Origin of the sequence: Desulfocucumis palustris (assembly GCF_002933875.1) — a bacterium.
Classification (GTDB): domain Bacteria; phylum Bacillota; class Desulfotomaculia; order Desulfotomaculales; family Desulfocucumaceae; genus Desulfocucumis; species Desulfocucumis palustris.
Map to the genome: position 1 here is coordinate 1 of NZ_BFAV01000173.1, position 16,577 is coordinate 16,577.

At 52.0% G+C, this 16,577-nt stretch carries 16 protein-coding genes; 11 read left to right on the forward strand and 5 right to left on the reverse strand.

The window, feature by feature from the left end; translation table 11 throughout:
- The first annotated feature begins 149 nt into the window (after positions 1-149).
- Positions 150-821, forward strand: a complete 672-nt coding sequence (locus tag DCCM_RS17255; RefSeq protein ID WP_104373634.1) for a protein-L-isoaspartate(D-aspartate) O-methyltransferase — start codon at positions 150-152, stop codon at positions 819-821.
- A gap of 38 nt (positions 822-859) precedes the next feature.
- Here the strand turns inward: DCCM_RS17255 and DCCM_RS17260 are convergent, their stop codons facing one another.
- Positions 860-1,546, reverse strand: coding sequence for a manganese catalase family protein (locus DCCM_RS17260; protein WP_104373646.1), 687 nt, complete (start codon positions 1,544-1,546; stop codon positions 860-862).
- A gap of 174 nt (positions 1,547-1,720) precedes the next feature.
- Between DCCM_RS17260 and DCCM_RS17265 the strand changes: the two genes are divergently transcribed.
- From DCCM_RS17265 to DCCM_RS17305, 9 genes are all read left to right on the forward strand, one after another.
- The gene (locus tag DCCM_RS17265; protein WP_104373635.1) at positions 1,721-2,050 is read left to right on the forward strand and encodes a YtrH family sporulation protein; all 330 of its coding nucleotides are present in this window, start codon (positions 1,721-1,723) and stop codon (positions 2,048-2,050) included.
- Positions 2,047-2,535: a sporulation membrane protein YtrI gene (locus DCCM_RS17270; RefSeq protein WP_104373636.1), complete on the forward strand. Its 489-nt coding sequence runs from the start codon at positions 2,047-2,049 to the stop codon at positions 2,533-2,535. The genes DCCM_RS17265 and DCCM_RS17270 overlap by 4 nt, the downstream gene beginning before the upstream one ends.
- Positions 2,536-2,703: 168 nt before the next feature.
- Positions 2,704-4,293 carry a DcuS/MalK family sensor histidine kinase gene (dcuS, locus tag DCCM_RS17275; RefSeq protein ID WP_104373637.1) on the forward strand — a complete coding sequence of 530 codons (1,590 nt, stop codon included), beginning with the start codon at positions 2,704-2,706 and terminating at the stop codon, positions 4,291-4,293.
- A 256-nt stretch (positions 4,294-4,549) separates the two neighbouring features.
- Positions 4,550-5,230: a response regulator gene (locus tag DCCM_RS17280; RefSeq protein ID WP_104373638.1), complete on the forward strand. Its 681-nt coding sequence runs from the start codon at positions 4,550-4,552 to the stop codon at positions 5,228-5,230.
- Between the two features lie 151 nt (positions 5,231-5,381).
- A complete protein-coding gene (locus DCCM_RS17285) occupies positions 5,382-6,425 on the forward strand; it encodes a DctP family TRAP transporter solute-binding subunit (protein ID WP_104373639.1) in 1,044 nt (347 codons plus the stop codon).
- 62 nt (positions 6,426-6,487) lie between these two features.
- Positions 6,488-7,516 (forward strand): TRAP transporter substrate-binding protein, encoded by a 1,029-nt coding sequence (locus DCCM_RS17290; protein WP_165792235.1) that lies wholly within the window; start codon positions 6,488-6,490, stop codon positions 7,514-7,516.
- Positions 7,517-7,600: 84 nt separating this feature from the next.
- A complete protein-coding gene (locus DCCM_RS17295; RefSeq protein ID WP_231702836.1) occupies positions 7,601-8,119 on the forward strand; it encodes a TRAP transporter small permease in 519 nt (172 codons plus the stop codon).
- Positions 8,120-9,403 (forward strand): TRAP transporter large permease, encoded by a 1,284-nt coding sequence (locus tag DCCM_RS17300; protein WP_104373640.1) that lies wholly within the window; start codon positions 8,120-8,122, stop codon positions 9,401-9,403.
- A 168-nt stretch (positions 9,404-9,571) separates the two neighbouring features.
- On the forward strand, positions 9,572-10,162 hold the full coding sequence (locus DCCM_RS17305; protein WP_104373641.1) for a YdcF family protein: 591 nt from the start codon (positions 9,572-9,574) through the stop codon (positions 10,160-10,162).
- A gap of 139 nt (positions 10,163-10,301) precedes the next feature.
- On the opposite strand, the gene nadE is transcribed toward DCCM_RS17305, so the two are convergent.
- Positions 10,302-12,212 (reverse strand): NAD(+) synthase, encoded by a 1,911-nt coding sequence (gene nadE, locus DCCM_RS17310; protein ID WP_231702837.1) that lies wholly within the window; start codon positions 12,210-12,212, stop codon positions 10,302-10,304.
- 305 nt (positions 12,213-12,517) lie between these two features.
- Here nadE and DCCM_RS17315 point away from each other — a divergent pair, with 305 nt between their 5' ends.
- The gene (locus DCCM_RS17315) at positions 12,518-12,862 is read left to right on the forward strand and encodes a DUF4870 domain-containing protein (protein WP_373855521.1); all 345 of its coding nucleotides are present in this window, start codon (positions 12,518-12,520) and stop codon (positions 12,860-12,862) included.
- Here the strand turns inward: DCCM_RS17315 and DCCM_RS17320 are convergent.
- Genes DCCM_RS17320 through DCCM_RS17330 form a run of 3 tightly spaced genes read right to left on the reverse strand, consistent with a single transcriptional unit; the run spans position 12,851 to position 16,419 of the window.
- Positions 12,851-14,908, reverse strand: a complete 2,058-nt coding sequence (locus DCCM_RS17320; RefSeq protein ID WP_104373643.1) for a transglycosylase domain-containing protein — start codon at positions 14,906-14,908, stop codon at positions 12,851-12,853. The genes DCCM_RS17315 and DCCM_RS17320 overlap by 12 nt on opposite strands.
- A 6-nt stretch (positions 14,909-14,914) precedes the next feature.
- Positions 14,915-15,742: a DUF2889 domain-containing protein gene (locus DCCM_RS17325; RefSeq protein ID WP_165792236.1), complete on the reverse strand. Its 828-nt coding sequence runs from the start codon at positions 15,740-15,742 to the stop codon at positions 14,915-14,917.
- Between the two features lie 23 nt (positions 15,743-15,765).
- Positions 15,766-16,419 (reverse strand): DUF3786 domain-containing protein, encoded by a 654-nt coding sequence (locus tag DCCM_RS17330; protein ID WP_165792237.1) that lies wholly within the window; start codon positions 16,417-16,419, stop codon positions 15,766-15,768.
- Positions 16,420-16,577: the final 158 nt, after the last annotated feature.

Below are 16,577 nucleotides of genomic sequence, written 5' to 3' on the forward strand. Positions count from 1 at the left end.
CCGTTCAAAAAGCTCCAGATGCAAGGCGCGGCAAGGCCTCAAGCGGAGGCGTACTCATAGTACGTCGAGCATTGAGGCCGCAGCCGCAACGCAGCAAATGGACTTTTTCAACGGCCTCCTAGGACCATTAGAGAACAGGAGGCTGCACAATGCCCTATTATCCGGTAAAACCCCGGGACCGCCAGGATGAGCGCCGGGAAATGGTGAACAGGCAAATATTGCCCCGGGGCATAAAAGACAAAAACGTGCTGGAAGCCATGCTAACCGTTCCCCGCCATTATTTCCTGCCGGAAAAACTACAGGCCCGCGCCTATGAGGACAGACCGCTGCCCATCGGCCAGGGGCAGACCATCAGTCAGCCTTACATTGTGGCATTTATGGCTGAAGCCCTTGAGCCGGAAGCCCGGCACCGGGTATTGGAAATAGGAACAGGGTCGGGCTACGCCGCGGCGGTTCTCTCCCGGATTGTATCCAGGGTATACACCGTTGAGCGGCATAATATTCTGGCGGATGAGGCCCGGGCCAGGCTCAACACCCTGGGATACCACAATATCCGGGTTAAAACAGGAGACGGAACAAAGGGCTGGGCCGATGAGGCGCCCTTTGACAGCATACTGGTATCCGCCGGAGCCCCCTGGGCTCCGGAAGCCCTGTTAAAGCAGCTGAAGCCGGACGGTATACTGGTAATACCGGTGGGAGACAGGGGCTGCCAGGAACTGCTGAGAATCCGTAAACACAAAGACGGTGGATGCAGCCGGGAGAATATAGGCCTGGTACAGTTTGTCCCGCTTATCGGGGAGGAGGGCTGGGGTGGGGAATAAGGAAAACAACCCCCCTGATGTGAAGGGGGGCTTGGCCTTTAGTTCTGCGGTGAGGTCTGATCCGGGTTCTGAAAAGACGGAGCCTGCGGACTGGAAAGATCGAAATATTTGCCTGGTTTGGAAAGGTTGAAATATAGCCTGGCGTCCTTATCCACTCCCCAGTCCATGTTGGAGCCGGTATTTTGAACTTTGGTGAACGCCTCCCGGAACAGTGTGTTGTGAGCCTCTTCCCTGTTCAGAAGGAAATCTATCATTCGCCTGACATGCCTGTCATTAATCTGCCTGTGGAGATACTCGTAAACAACCTTGGCCCTCTGCTCCGCAGCTATGTTGGAAAGAAGATCCGCGGGCAGATCGCCGGTGACATCCACATAGGCCGCGGTCCACGGCGCGCCGGACGCGCTGGACAGGTAAGGATTCAAGCCCGTGACCACGTGGCTCTCTATATGCCCCGACTGCACGGACTGGGCGTCCACCTCGTGGCCGTTAAGCAGATTGACCGCCGTAGCCACCATTTCCATATGGCCGAGTTCTTCCGAGGCTATATCCATAAACAGATCCTTGATCATCGGGTCTTTTATCCTGAAACTCTGGGAAATGTACTGCATGGCCGCCTTCAGCTCGCCGTGGGGACCGCCCAGCTGCTCGGTCAGCATGGCGGCATAAGTCGGATTGGGCCTTTCCACCCTTACCATTTCCAGTAGATTTTTGTCGTGTTTAAACAAAGCCGTCACCATCCTTTCAATATTTAACACTTATTCGTCATTATTCTGTGATTCCCGGCCGCCTTTTATTCGGCCCCCGTCCCGCCTGAAAAGCCGGCCGCCGCTGTTCTAATTTTGCTTGCCCGGCAATATTGATTATAAGGTTGTCCTTTTTGATTCAACGGGGTGAACAATATGGATACCTTTGAAAACAAAATCATTTTAATATTCTTTACCGCCCTGGGCATCATGCTGGGGGCGGTGATGATTGGAAGCGTCGCGGCGCTGCTGGTAAAGGAGCCGCCCATGGCGGTTATGCTGAAACTGGCCAGGGACATGAAAATATGGGCCATTGCCGCGGCCATCGGGGGAACCTTCTCCACCTTCGAGGTGTTCGAGAGCGGTTTATTCAACGGCGAGGTAAGGGCGGTGGTAAAACAGGTATTGTATATCATCAGCGCCCTGGCGGGAACCCAGGCCGGCTACTACCTGATACTGGCAGTCTGCGGGGGTAGTTACGATTGATCCCCGGAATGGTCAGATACCTGTCATTGTTGCTAATTGGTATTTTAATGGGGTCCGGGGCCGCCAATATGGTCATTGGAGATCAGGTGGATTATCTCACCATGGCCAATAAAAACCTCCAGGATCAACTGGCGGAAAGGGAATACCAGCTTCAAAAATTAAATGACGCCTTCAGGCAGAAAAACACCAGGGTTATAACAACCGTGGAAGCGTACCTGTCGGCGGATTCCATGGAAGGACTCACCGAATACGACCAGTTGAGCCTGCAGCTGGAGGCCAATAAAAAAATAAAAGAATGGCTGAGCCCCCTGGTGGGGCAGGATGTGAACAGCATAGACGGCCTGCTCATACCCAGGATAGTGGATGATCGGATCCTCCAGGCGGAGGGCAATAAATACCGCATAAAAACTCACCTGGTGATTATCAATGAGAAAATAAGCCTGTACATAAAGGCGACAATATTAAAAAAAGATTCCCGGGAATAGCCGGGACCAGCCTTCCAACCCGCCGGACCGTGGCAAATGCCCGCCTGTACCGCGGGTTTTTACCGTGCCGGAATCAATCCTAAAACCTACCACCCGGGGTTTTAAAGGGAATCCCTTATAATTGTAGAAATTATAAAAAAATTAAAATTATTTTAGGATGGCTTTTTTATGGCCGGGAATAATTTAAAGCTCAGCACCAAAATCACCCTGCTGTCCTTTTCCCTGGTGCTGGTGATCGGGCTGCTGGGCGGAACTGTGATGGTCAACAGGGTCGCGGGCATCATGGAGGATGAAATGGGTAAAAGGGCGCTGGCCATTGCCAGAACCCTGGCCCAGATGACGGTCATCCAGCAAAATATTGAACAAAAGGACGGCTGGGAAATAATTCAGCCCATAGCCGAAAAGACCAGGGTGGCCACAGGGGTGGAATACATAGTGGTGGTGGATATGAAAGGCATCCGGTATTCCCACCCGGTGGCGGAACGCATCGGAAAGCCTTTCAGCGGGGAAGACCTGGCCCCGTCCCTTTCGGACAGGGAGAACATATCCCTGGGGCTGGGGGTATTGGGCCCCTCGGTGAGAGCTTTCGTCCCGGTTAAAGTGGACCAGGGCAGCAGACAGGTGGGTGTGGTGGTGGTGGGAGTACTGACACCCACCTTCATAAACATACTTCACCATATCCGTTTTGAAATTTATTTTATACTGCTCACCTGCTGCTGCATTGGTTTAATGGGCTCGGTTTTTCTGGCCGGGAGAATTAAAAACGCCATGTTCAGACTGGAGCCCGAGGAGATTGCCCGGTTACTGGAGGAAAGGACGGCAATATTCCAGGCCATGGGGGAAGGCATTCTGGCCATTGATAAAAAGGGCACCATCACCGTGGCCAACGATGCCGCCAAAAGATTGATTAACATCGGAAAAGAGCAGGTAGGCAAACCCATCAGGGAGGTTATTAAGGACAGCGCCCTGACCAGGGTGGTGGAAACCGGCGAGCCGGAATACAACCAGGAAAGGGTTATCAACGAAACAATAATTATAACCAGCCGCGTGCCTGTGAGGGTTAACGGACAGGTGGCGGGGGCCGTGGCAACCTTCAGGGACCGTACGGAAATCCACCGCCTGGCCGAAGAACTGACAGGGGTGAAGGCATTTGTGGAGGCCTTGAGGGTTCAAAATCACGAGCACCTGAACAGGCTCCACACCATTGCCGGATTAATTCAGCTGCGGCAATATCAGAAAGCAATGGATTATGTTTTTGATATAACCGAGGAGCAGCAAAACATCACAGTTTTTCTTAACAATAGAATTAAAGACCCCAGTGTTGCAGGCCTGTTGCTGGGCAAATACGGCAGGGCCAAAGAAATCGGAGCCGAGCTGGTCATCCACAAAGATTCCGGGCTGGCGCGCCTTCCGGAAAAAACCGACAGCAACGCGCTGGTGGTAATACTGGGCAACCTGCTGGAAAATTCCCTGGAAGCGTTGCAAAAATGCCCGCAGGGCGATAAAAATATTTACCTGCACATTTCAGAAAAAAACGATACGTTTAAAATAATAGTGCAGGATTCCGGCCCGGGAATCCCGGAAAATATAAGGGAAAAAATATTTGAGAAGGGCTTCAGCACCAAGGGGGAAGACGGACACGGACTGGGGCTCTACATGGTCAGGGCGCACGTTGAGGCTGCCGGAGGCGCCATCTCGGTTAACTGTCCTCCCGAAAAAGGCACCAGGATTGAAATAACCATTCCCTATTCAATTTAACCGCTGTACCAGTTGGGGACATTCCTTCCCGGTAAACAACAAAAAGTATGTAATTCATCCAACCTTTGAGCCTGTTAAGAAGTTACGGACTTTATACTAATCCAGGAAGGTGTGTCCCCTGACATACGTTGGGAACATTTCTTCCCGATCGATAATAAGAAGTATGTAATTCAACCAACAATTGAACTTGTTATGGAAGTACGGACTTTATACTAATCCAGGAAGGTGTGTCCCCTTTCCGCTGAGGTGAAAAAAAATGATTAATGTTGTAATAATTGAAGATGATCCCATGGTGGCGGGTATAAACAGGGATTTTGTGAACTCCGTTTCGGGCTTCCGGGTGGCCGGCATAGCCGGCACGGCCAGTGAGGGCCTGGATAAAACCTTATCCCTGAAACCGGAACTGGCCTTGATTGATGTTTTTCTCCCGGATCAGAGCGGCCTGATGTTGTTGCGTGAGATGAGAAGGCTGCAAATTCCCAGCGACGCCATACTGATAACAGCGGCGCACGACTCGGAGTCCGTGGAGAACGCCTTCAGATACGGGGCGGTGGATTATATAGTAAAACCATTTAAATTACAGCGGCTGAAACTGTCCCTGGAGAATTACGCGGGCATGCGCGACAGGCTGAACAGTATGCAATCACTCAGCCAGGACCAAATCGACATGCTAAAGGCCGGCAGGCAGGCCCCGACGGGGGAATCCTCCCCGGAGGAAATGCCCAAGGGCCTAAATGATCTCACCATGAAACAGGTACTGCTGTACCTGATAAAAAACCGGCAGGCCATGTCCGCGGAAGAGGTAGCGGAAGGGCTGGGCCTGGCCAGGGTAACGGCCAGGAGATACCTGGAATTTTTAGACTCCACGGGCAGGGCTGCCGTGGACTTGCAGTATGGTTCGGTGGGCAGACCGTTAAAAAAATACAAATTATTGTGACCAAAATGAACAAAATCAACATTATAACCATAATATTGCCCGGGGCATACCGGATGGGATAACATTATAATGATCTGATTAGTCTGAATTATTGGAATTTCCCCAATTCTTAGCCGATTGTAATATTCTCAAATTATCAGGCGGTAATAAAATGCCCAAAATAACCTTGTTGAAACTGTTGTGTGTATTTGTTTCCCTTTTCCTGTTATGCGGCTGCAAAAGCAGGGTGGTGGACAACGAGCAGGTAAAACCGGGTGAAAAAATTGTACTGAAATTTTCCCATGTGGTTGCCGAGGACACGCCCAAAGGGCTGGCGGCCAGAAAATTTGCGGAATTACTGGAAAAAAGAACCGGCGGCAGGGTTGAGGTCCAGGTATTCCCCAACTCCACCCTTTACTCGGATGGAGAGGAAATGACGGCCCTGCGCAATGGTTCGGTTCATATCATCGCCCCTTCCACGTCAAAACTGGGAGATCTCTTTCCCCGCTGGCAGATTTTTGATGTTCCGTACATATTCAAAGACAGTAACCACGTGCACCTGGCCATGCGGGGAGAAACAGGAAAAGCCCTGTACGGGGACCTGGAGCAGGGGGGCATATATCCCCTGGCCTTCTGGGACAACGGTTTTAAACAAATTTCCAACCGCATCCGCCCCCTGGTTCACCCTTCGGACTTTAAGGATTTAACCTTCCGGGTGATGATGAACAGCACCGTATTAAAAGAGCAGTTCCGGTGCATGGGGGCAATTCCCATTCAAATGAGCTTTCACGAGGTGTATGGAGCCCTGTCCTCCCACGCGGTGGACGGCCAGGAAAACACCATGTCCAACATCTCCTCCCAGAAATTTTATGAAAGCCAGCCCTACCTTACCGTGAGCAATCATGCCTTCATGGGTTATGTGGTGATGATGGATAAAAAATTCTGGCAGGAACTGCCCCCGGATATTCGGACCGCCCTGGGTGAAGTAATGAAGGAGGTAACCCCTTGGGAAACCCGGCAGGCCGAAATAATCAACCAGCGGGACATGAAAGCCATCCGGGAATCCGGAAAAGTCGACATTCATATGCAGACCCCCGGCGAGCGGGAGGAATGGAAAAATTCATTAAGGGAGCTATATATTAAACTGCCTGGTATTGTGGGCCCCCGGCTGGTTGATGAATTGGACGACTGGTCAGATAATGACCTTAAACAATGACCGAGGAGGTGAAAAAAGAAAACTTTCCCTAATAATATTATTGTTTTGGAGGAGGTTGACGTATGAAAATTTTTAGAAACAAACCGCTATTGATTCTGCTGGCTGTTGTTATGGCGGCGGCGCTGACCGGTTGCGGCGGCGGTGGCGGCGGGGAAAAGGCTCCCTCAGGCGACAGCGCGAAAAAAATAACCGTAAAATTCTCCCACGTTGTGGCTGAAACCACCCCCAAAGGACAGGCCGCCATTAAATTTAAAGAGGAACTGGAAAAGTCCGGACAGTTTGAAGTTCAGTTATTCCCATCTTCCCAGCTTTACGGCGACAAGGAAGAGCTGGAGGCCCTCAAGGCCAACAACGTGCAGCTCATCGCCCCCTCGGTAACCAAACTGGTGGGATTTGTGCCCGCCTTCCAACTGGTGGATATGCCTTTCCTGTTTGCCAGCGACCAGGCCGCGTACAATTTCTATGACGGACCCAAGGGGCAGGAACTGATGAATTCCCTGGAACCCCAGGGGATGCTGGGACTGGGCTGGTGGCCCAACGGCTCCAAGCATTTCACCAACTCCAAAAAGCCCCTGAAAAAGCCGGAGGATTTTAAAGGGCTGAAATTCCGCACCCAGAGCGGCGGAGTTCTGGATGAACAGTTCAAATCGCTGGGGGCGGGCTCCCAGACCATTGCCTTCGGTGAAGTGTACCAGGCGCTTAACAATAAAACCGTGGACGGCCAGGAAAACACCTTCAACAACATAGACACCCAGAAATACGCCGAGGTGCAGAAATATATGACCATTTCCGCCCACGGCAGGCTGGATTACGTGGTACTCACCAACACCACCTTCTGGAACAGCCTGAACGACGAGCAGAAGAAACTCTTCACCGACGCCATGAATACGGCTTCCCAGCTTGAAAGACAAATGGCCGACGAACTGAACGCCAAGAGCTTTGAAACCCTCAAAAACAGCGGCAAAATGGAAATCTACACCCTGACCGAGGAAGACCGCCAGGCATTCATTAAAGCGCTTCAGCCGGTATACGACAAATATACCGAGGCCATCGGCAAGGACTATATCGAAGCCGCCAGAAACAGCAAATAGCTTAATTGATAACTGAACTTGACGGGACGGGTTGTTGTCAAAACCCGTCCCGTTTTTGAAATCACCCGGCGGGGAAGGGAGCTGTTGAGGCTGAACAAAATTAGAGAGATATACGACGCCGTGGAAGAGTATTTTGCCGGAATAATGCTTTTTATTGGCCTTACCCTCATTTTTATTAATGTTATTCTGAGATATTTCTGGGGTCGCCCCCAATCCATTTTGGATGAGTTCTCGGTTTATTTCGTGGTATGGGGAATACTGGCGGGAATGGGGGTTGCCTTAAAGCACAACCACCATATCAAAGTCGATATTCTTTACCAGACCCTGAGTATAAAAGCAAGAAGAATAATGAGTATTTTCGCCAACTGCCTTGGACTGGCCTTCACACTTTTTTATACCTATTTCGGCTATCAACTGGTGACAAACTATATCATCTCGGGGCAAAGATCCGCTGACAGCCAGTTTCCCCTGTGGATAGTAAACCTGATCATGCCCATCAGCGGGATACTGTTCAGCATACGTTTCCTTGAAAAAATCTACCTCCTGCTAAAGGACGGAGGAAAAGGCTGGCTTAAAATTGAACGGGAAGGGGGACACCACTAAATGGAAACCGCCGTACTGTTTCTTATTTTCGTAGGTCTTTTCCTGGTCAATGTCCCCATAGCCATAAGCCTTGCCATAGCGGCACTGGTGCTGCTGGCCACCACCACGGATTTTACCCTTTACATGATGGCCCAGAGGATGTTTGCCTCGCTGCTCTCCCCTCCCCTGCTGGCCATCCCCTCCTTCGTGTTCGCCGGGGTGGTAATGTCCTACGGAGGTATTTCCAAATATCTCATAGCCGCCTTAAGGGCCTGGTTTGGTCATTTACCAGGGGGACTGGCGGTGGTCACCATAGCCGCCTGCTCCATTTTCGCGGCCATTTCCGGTTCCAGTCCGGCCACCGCGGCCGCCATCGGGGCAATAATGCTGCCGGCCCTTATTGAGGGGGGCTACCCCAAACGTTACGCCATGGGCCTTATCGCGGCGGCGGGAACCCTGGGCATACTGATCCCCCCCAGCGTTACCATGGTGGTTTTCGGCGTCACCGCCGAGGTTTCCATCGGGGATCTTTTTATGGGCGGTTTGCTGCCCGGCATATTGCTGGCCTCCATCCTTATAGTGAGCGCGGTAATTTACGCCCTGAAAAACAATTTCGGCAGGGCCCCCAGGGCCAGCTGGGAGGAGCGCTGGAAAAGCAGTATCAAGGCCCTGCCCGGGGCATTCCTGCCCTTCTTCATACTGGGCAGCATATACGCCGGGGTGGTTACCCCCACCGAGGCGGCGGTGCTGTCGGTATTCTACACCCTGGTTGTTTCAATATTTATTTACCGGGAGATGAAGCTTTCCAATGTCAGGGAGATACTCAGGGAGTCCATCAATATTTCCTCCATGATTTACCTGATCATATCCGCGGCCATGGTATTTTCCCTGTTCCTCACCGCCAAGCAGGTACCCCAGCAGGTGGCGGAGTGGATAGCGGACAGCAACCTGAACAAATACGCCTTTTTCTTCGCCACAAATATTATGTTCTTTGTAATGGGGACATTCCTGGAGGCGGTGTCCATTACCCTGATCACGCTGCCCCTGCTGCTGCCCATAATCTACCACCTGAACATAGACATAGTGCAGTTTGCAGTGGTTATGACGGTAAATATGGAACTGGCAATGATCACCCCGCCGGTGGGCCTGAACCTGTTCGTGGTAAGCGCCATGGCCAGGGAAAAGCTGGAGGAAGTGATAAAGGGCGTCTGGCCGTTTATACTGATTTTAGTGGCGGCACTGATACTGTTCGTGCTCTGGCCGGACATTTCCACCTACATCCCCAGGGAGCTTATGCGCAGGTGACAGGCGTTACCGGATATAACCGGCCACTAAACCTCCACCGGGCAACGAACCTTCAGGTGGAGGTTTATTATTCGCCGGTAACCGTTTAAAAAAGGATTTCCGGAAGTGTTCTTGAAGTTTTATAGATATCGCCCGGGCAATGGAAAGCCCGGATATCAGGATGGTTATATGAAATTTAACAGGCATAAAATATTTATACCGGCGGCAGCACTGCTGATATCAGCACTGTTCCTGTTTGTGGTCTTTGCCGGAAAGCTGCTGGTGCTGGACCAGAAGCCGGTCAAATCCGACGTGGTTATTGTGCTGGGAGGGGACAGCGGGGAAAGGGTGGAGCGGGCCGCCGCCCTTTACAAGGCGGGTTACGCCCCATACATGATAGTTTCCGGGGGAGAGCTTTATCACAGTATCACCCAGGCGGAGGTTATGGCGGAGCACGCCGAGGAACTGGGAGTGCCCCGGGAGGCCCTCATACCGGAGGCGCGCTCCGAAAGCACTTACGACAACGCGGCCTTCAGCAAGGAAATTATACTGCAAAGGGGATTCAAATCCGCCATAGTGGTAACCTCCAATTACCACATGCAGCGTTCCAGGTTTATCTTTCAAAGGGTTTTTAAAAACAGCGGCGTAAACCTCACCTACTGCTCCGCCAGAGAGCCCAGATTTGATCCGGACCGCTGGTGGTCTAACAACAAAAGCATTATGTTCACCATTACCGAATATATAAAATTCGCAGGTTATGTCCTGGGCAAAAACATATAACTGAAACCGCCTTAAACGGCCCGGTGAGAGGTGAGCAGCCGGAGATGCGAAATGTAAAACATGCAAAAGGAATTCGCTTTGGCGAATTCCTTTAAAACTACTCACTACCAGCATCTCTCTTCTCGCTTCCCAAAGGGCGTCAGTCTCCCAGCAGGCTGCTTTTTAATCTGACATATTCCGATGTATAGTAAACACCGTTTTGCGCCTCCCTGTGGTCGAAGCCGTAGGCCCTCCGGCTAACGGCCAGAACCGGCGGAGCCTGTATCCTCTTAGCCACTCCCATGCCGGTATATTGTCTCCACCAGCGCTCCAGGTCCGCGATAAATTCTGCCGGTCCGGCAAAAATACTCTTTACCAAACCCGGTTTACAGCCTATTTTTTCTTCCAGCAGGCCTTCGGCGTACCATTTCAGTATGTCTTCCGGCGTGGCCCGGTTCCAGTGCTCCATAAAGGCCCGGAACAGGTAGTCGTGATAGGGATAAATTATGGGATCCCCTTTACCCTGGTCCACAGCCTGGTCAAAGGATAATTCCGCGCTGGGAACTATATCGATTATCCCCCGGGGTATAACCTCCCTTTGAAATACCTGTTCGTTCAGATATTCCGCCAACTGGTATACCTGGTGCTTCCATAAATCCGCCAGGCAGGCGAAAAAGCCGGCCAGGTCCCCGTAAAGGGTGGTATACCCCACGGTCATTTCGCTTTTGTTGGCGTTGCAGGTGAAACCGCCCCCAAAGGCGGCGGCGATTCCGGCCAGCACCCTGGCCGAGCGATCCCGGGCCTGGATGTTTTCCATCACCAGCGGAGCTATTGTAAGATTAAATTCCTTCCCGCCCCGCAGGTCCGTCACGGGGGTCCGGCTGAGCTGTTCCACGGTATAGTCCACCGATTCCTGGATGGGCATGACGGTATAAAGGCAGTCCAGATTGCCTGCCAGTTTCATGGACAGGTTCCTGGTGGTCAGGGAATTGAATTTGCTGGGCATGTTTACCAGCAGCACATTGCCGGGGCCCAGCACCCTGGTGTAAAGGGCGGCCCCCACCGCGGAATCAATCCCCCCGGAAAGGCCCACAACCACCCTTTCTATTCCGGTGGAGCGCAAAAACCTTTCGGTCCCGTAGGAAACGGCCTGGTAAATGCTGGCCGCGCCCCGGTCGTCCGGCGGCATCACCCCGGGTGAACAGTCGCCGTCCCGGAAGAGGTTTATTTCAACCACTTCCAGGGCCTGTCTGAAGGGAGCGCAGTGGTGCAATACCTCCCCTTTGCCGCTGTACACGGTACTGAAGCCGTCGAAGGTGTAAACCGTTTTGCCGTTGTTCTGGATACCCACATTGTTGACATAAACCAGGGGCACTCCGGTCTTTCCGGCCTGCCCGGCGAAGACCCGGTTGCGTTTGTTGTTTTTACCCAGGGTGAAAGGAGAACTGGAAATATTAACCAGAAGGTCCACCGGACCGTTGGAGCATATTTCCTGGATGGGCTTTACGGAATAATCATCGCTCCAGCCATCCTCGCATAATATGCAGCCCAGAGATATTTTCTCCCCGGCGATTTCCAGGTTCACCGGCTGCAGCAGTTCATCAACCCTTTTCCCCAATTCCAGGGCCAGCTTGCGGAGGCTGTAAAAATGCCTGGTATCGTCAAACAACCTGTAATTGGGATGCAGGGTTTTAATCCGGAAGGGGTAGGGAAAATTGTCTTCTCCGTGGAGACGGCCGTTCCCGGCCACAAAAAAAGCGTTATATTTGCGTACTCTGCCGTCATCCCCGGTTTTGCTCCAGTCCACGGCAACATTGCCGAAAAGCACGCATATGCCCCTGGACGCCTCAATTACGGCACGTCCATAATTTTCACAATCCCGTAAAAATCCCGGTTGTTCCCAGGTGTCTCCCAGCAGGTAGCCGGGGATGGCCATTTCCGGAAAGATAATCATGTGGGCCTTGCGCTGCCTGGCAGCCTCCATCATTTCCAGCATTGTTTTTGTATTAATATCCGGTCTTCCGGGCGCCACTTCCATCTGCCCCAGGGCAGCCCTCAGCATTAAAGCCATATGCCAGTCATCACTCCACACCTTGTTGTGATCGCCAAATCCATTACATATTAACATTTTTCCACAATAAATGTACCTGATTTATATATTTGGTTTTTATTTTTTATAAAATTATTAACAATTCGTTTGTTTTCAGCATAAAGGATAAATAATCCCCGGGTAGAAATATTAATTTTAGGATATTTTCCTTCCAGTACTTTATTAAAAGAATGGGGATGGGGACATTCCTTCCCGGATTTGATTAAAAGAACGGGGCACAGACGGGCCGGAAGTGTGTCCCCTTTCCTTAGAAGGAGTTGATGGTGTTGACATACGCCTCGCAGGAAAAAAATTGGGCCATATTCTGTCACCTCGGAGGTTTTGCAGGATACATAATACCTTTCGGCAATATTATCGTTCCCCTGGTGCTGTGGCTTATTAAAAGGGATGAATCGCCCTTTGTCAACCAGCACGGCAAAGAAGCCTTAAATTTTAATATTTCTTTCATTATCTACGCCTTTATAAGCGGTTTGCTCTGCCTGATTCTCATCGGCTTTGCCCTGCTGGCCGTGCTGGTGATACTGCAAATAGTTTTCATAATAAACGCCAGCATGTGCGCCAGCCGGGGAGAGTATTACCATTACCCCCTGACAATAAGATTAATCAGCTGATTGGGGTGCCGGCATATTATCCCCGGCCCCCGCCGGAGCCTCCTCCGCCGGGGCATGCTCTGACCGGGTATCCTCTGAGGGAGTATCCTCTGAGGGCTTCCCGGCCGGTACTTTATCATCCTTTTCCCGTGTTCCCTCTTTATCCCTTTTATCCCCTGCGCCCTCCTGCTTATCCTGTTTTTTCCCGGAGCCGGTTGCTTTAACCGCAGGAATAGCGGCTTCCGGAAGGCTTGAGTTAACTCCCCCGGCCTTAATGAACCCCTTTTCAATAAGCCCGGTCATGTATTTGCCCCAGACCGGGGCGGCCAGACGGCCGCCGTCATACCCGCCGATGGGGGTGTTGTCGGTATTACCCGCCCATACCGCCGTTACCAGCGCATTATTGTAACCAACAAACCATACGCACCTGCTTTTGTCCGTGGTTCCGGTTTTGCCCGCGGCCCCGCCGGGTATCCGGGCCCTGGTGCCGGTTCCGCCGGTTATCACCTGGGTCAGTATGGCGTTCATATACCCCGCGACCTTTTCCGAATAAATCCTCCTGGGCGACGGCTCATGCCGGAATAAAATCTTGCCCGACATATCCTCCACCCGTTCAATCAGATATGGTTTGCAATACACTCCCCCCGAGGCGAAGGGAACATAAGCTGCCGCCAGTTCCAGAGGCTTTATGCCGTGGGTCATCCCCCCCAGCGCCAGGGCCAGATTGGCGTCTTCAGCAGCCACGGTGGTCACTCCCAGAGCTTTGAGATTTTCAATGGCCTTTTCCGGACCCAGCATGTTCACCACTTCAACCGCGGGAACGTTTACGGAGTATTTTATGGCGTCCCGAACCGTTACCCTTCCACCGGCGGAACCCTCAACAAAATATTTGCCGAAATGCTTTGAGCCGGCATTAAGCAGGGAATACGGGCCCACCAGGCCGGTCTCCATGGCCGCGGCATAGTGAAGAGGCTTTATGGCCGAGCCCGGCTGCCGGGGAATAAGGGCTATGTTGTTCTGGTCCCTGCTAAAATCCACCCCTCCCACCAGGGCGGCCACCGCCCCGCTGTACGGATACACTGAAACTATAGCCAGGTTGGTGGCGTTTATTTTCCTGGCCTTAAAGCCCTGAACACTCTCCAAAGCCACCATCTCCGCCTGGCTTTGAATCTGCCAGTCAACCGTGGTATAAATTTTAAGCCCCCCGCGATAAACCTTTTCCCGGCCATACATATCCACCAGTTGACGGACAACCTCGGTGGTAAAATAGGGAAAACGGTATGAATCCAAATGATGCCCGGCCACGGCGATATCGGGCCTTGCGGCTCTGATACTTATTTTATCTTCATGGGATATGTAGCCCAGTTCCTCCATTCTGTCCAGCACGTCGCCACGCCGGATGTACAGGGCCTCCGGATTAGTCTCGGGATCATAGTAACTGGGGGACCTGGGAATTGCCGCCAGTATGGAAGCCTCATTTACATCAAGCTCCGCCGCGGTTTTATTGAAATACCTCCGGGCGGCCGCTTCCACTCCGTAACACCCGTTTCCGAAATAAACCTCATTGAGATACATTTCCAGTATCTGCTCTTTGGAAAACCTTTTCTCAAAGGCGACTGCCAGCATTATCTCGTTGATTTTTCTGCCCACCGTCTTCTCACTGCTCAAAAAAAGGTTCCTGACCAGCTGCTGGGTTAAGGTGCTACCTCCCTGCAGGGTTTCCCCGCTGCGGTAATTTATCCACAAAGCCCTGGCCAGACCGCTCAGGTCCACGCCGAAATGCTCATAAAATCTATGGTCCTCGATGGCTACGATGGCATCTTTCATTGGCTCCGATATTTTATCCAGGGAGACATAAACTCTGTTATAGTCGTACAGTTCCGATATGAGCCCGCCTCCGGAGGAGTATATATAGCTCTTTCCCGTGGCGGTATAGGTGTAATCCTCTATATCATATTGCCGGGTAAGCTGCAGGTAATAATTATAGGCCAGGAACAGCCCGATCAGCACGGCGCCGGTGAAAAATCCTGTGATGGCTATAAAAATCTTTATATATATGCTTTTCAACAGGCTTTACACCCCGGAAAAAACTACGGCCGCCGACCCGGCCAGGTCATACAGAATATCAACCAGGTGAACACAGCCTTGCGGCCCACCGGCCGTGGCCGCTATATCCTTTTTGCTTAAACCCGGTACTTTCTTGCCCATCAGGCGGGGTAAGTGCTCCGCGTTCTCAAAGCATACCCGGTCAGGGGCCCGCAGAAAATTCCCCGCACAGTCAATGGCAATTCCATCCGGGCTAAGATGGAGGACCACCCCCATTTCGTGAAAAGAATCCATAAAGGTTCCGGCTGAGGTGTAACCTCCGTCGCTGCGGAGATAAACCGTACAGCATTTGTTTTTGTTGTACAGATTGCCCCTTCTGGCGGCATCCCCGACGTAATCGTGCCATTCTTCGCTTATCCTGTCCAGGTTACTGTAATAACGGCAGGAATCCTTGTAAAACTCCTTCCAGTACGCATCATAAGACTGGGGGGTGGGATAGCCCCTTTCCACCTGGATGAATGTTTCCGCCTGAATCAGCCCTCTGACGCACTCCGACAGAAGTTCTCCGGGCACCCCCCCAAAAACGTCTCCCAGTTCTTTGCGCAATTCTCCGCCGATATTAAAATAGGCCTCCTTGCCCACAATCCCGTCAACTTCCCCTCTGCCATCAAGGGCGCCCCCGGGGGAACGGAATATTTCCCAGCCGGCCCATTTAACATGATAAGTTTTCAAATCGGCCCTGATCCCTGCCACAGCCTCGCAATCCGTGCCCACCAGAGAAGTTTCCGCCAGTATATCCCCCGTGTGAAGCTTTTTAACGGTACAGAACAAACTGCGGTTGTACAAAACCTTCATGACCATGCGCCTCCCGTATAAAATTAAACCCCGAACATTAATCTATACTGCTTTATAAGGAAATAGGACACCAGGTTCCCGGCCGCGGCCACATCCTCCGTGTGGAGATAGCCGTTGGCCGAGGCGTCAAAGAGTATATTTGCCGACCCCTCCATTTCCTCATCCTTCAGCCAGATTTTAACCGTTACCGGAAATTTGGGCAAAAACTCGAATACCGAACTTACATCGGCCAGATTTAATAGTTTGCCCCCCAGTTCCAGGCAGGCTTTGTTGATATTTTCCGGGGACTCCCGGGATAATTTTTCAGCCAGCGGGTTGATGCTCTCCCTCAGAAAGGCCGGGTAAAAAACATTGCCGTTTTCCAGCTCCCTGTACGAAACGGGCCTCCCCGCAACGGCCTCCCCGCTGGCCCGGCAGAGGTGGTTGAGCACAATCAGCCGCCAGGCCCAAACCGGCTGGTGCCCGGTGTCGGCAAAGCACACGTCCCCCAGGGGATGCTTTACCTCTATGTACTGCCCCATGCTGGGCAAGGTTATAGTGTTTTTTGCCGGATCATAGGCAGCCCCGCTATTTTTTGCCATATCCCCGGGGTCCTTCCGGGCAAAGTCCTTTACCGTGAAAGCAAATGTCCTGCTGTACGCGCCCTCACTTCCGCCTCCGATCATGTATGGAAACATATCCATCCTCCCTTTTTTCCGGGAAATCAGGGGGTTCACCCGCCGGCCAAACCTGCCGGACCCTAGGAGAGTGTTGAAAAACACATTGAAAAAGCAATAAACGTGTTGATAAACTACCGCCCGAGGCCGTTCAAAAAGCTCCAGATGCAAGGCGCGGC

Bases quoted from the DNA above. Each gene is read 5' to 3' on its own strand.
- DCCM_RS17330 (WP_165792237.1), bottom strand. From the start codon at position 16,419: ATGTTTCCATACATGATCGGAGGCGGAAGTGAGGGCGCGTACAGCAGG.
- dcuS (WP_104373637.1), top strand. From the start codon at position 2,704: ATGGCCGGGAATAATTTAAAGCTCAGCACCAAAATCACCCTGCTGTCC.
- DCCM_RS17265 (WP_104373635.1), top strand. From the start codon at position 1,721: ATGGATACCTTTGAAAACAAAATCATTTTAATATTCTTTACCGCCCTG.
- DCCM_RS17255 (WP_104373634.1), top strand. From the start codon at position 150: ATGCCCTATTATCCGGTAAAACCCCGGGACCGCCAGGATGAGCGCCGG.
- DCCM_RS17285 (WP_104373639.1), top strand. From the start codon at position 5,382: ATGCCCAAAATAACCTTGTTGAAACTGTTGTGTGTATTTGTTTCCCTT.
- DCCM_RS17280 (WP_104373638.1), top strand. From the start codon at position 4,550: ATGATTAATGTTGTAATAATTGAAGATGATCCCATGGTGGCGGGTATA.
- DCCM_RS17325 (WP_165792236.1), bottom strand. From the start codon at position 15,742: ATGAAGGTTTTGTACAACCGCAGTTTGTTCTGTACCGTTAAAAAGCTT.
- DCCM_RS17305 (WP_104373641.1), top strand. From the start codon at position 9,572: ATGAAATTTAACAGGCATAAAATATTTATACCGGCGGCAGCACTGCTG.
- DCCM_RS17290 (WP_165792235.1), top strand. From the start codon at position 6,488: ATGAAAATTTTTAGAAACAAACCGCTATTGATTCTGCTGGCTGTTGTT.
- DCCM_RS17300 (WP_104373640.1), top strand. From the start codon at position 8,120: ATGGAAACCGCCGTACTGTTTCTTATTTTCGTAGGTCTTTTCCTGGTC.
- nadE (WP_231702837.1), bottom strand. From the start codon at position 12,212: ATGGCTTTAATGCTGAGGGCTGCCCTGGGGCAGATGGAAGTGGCGCCC.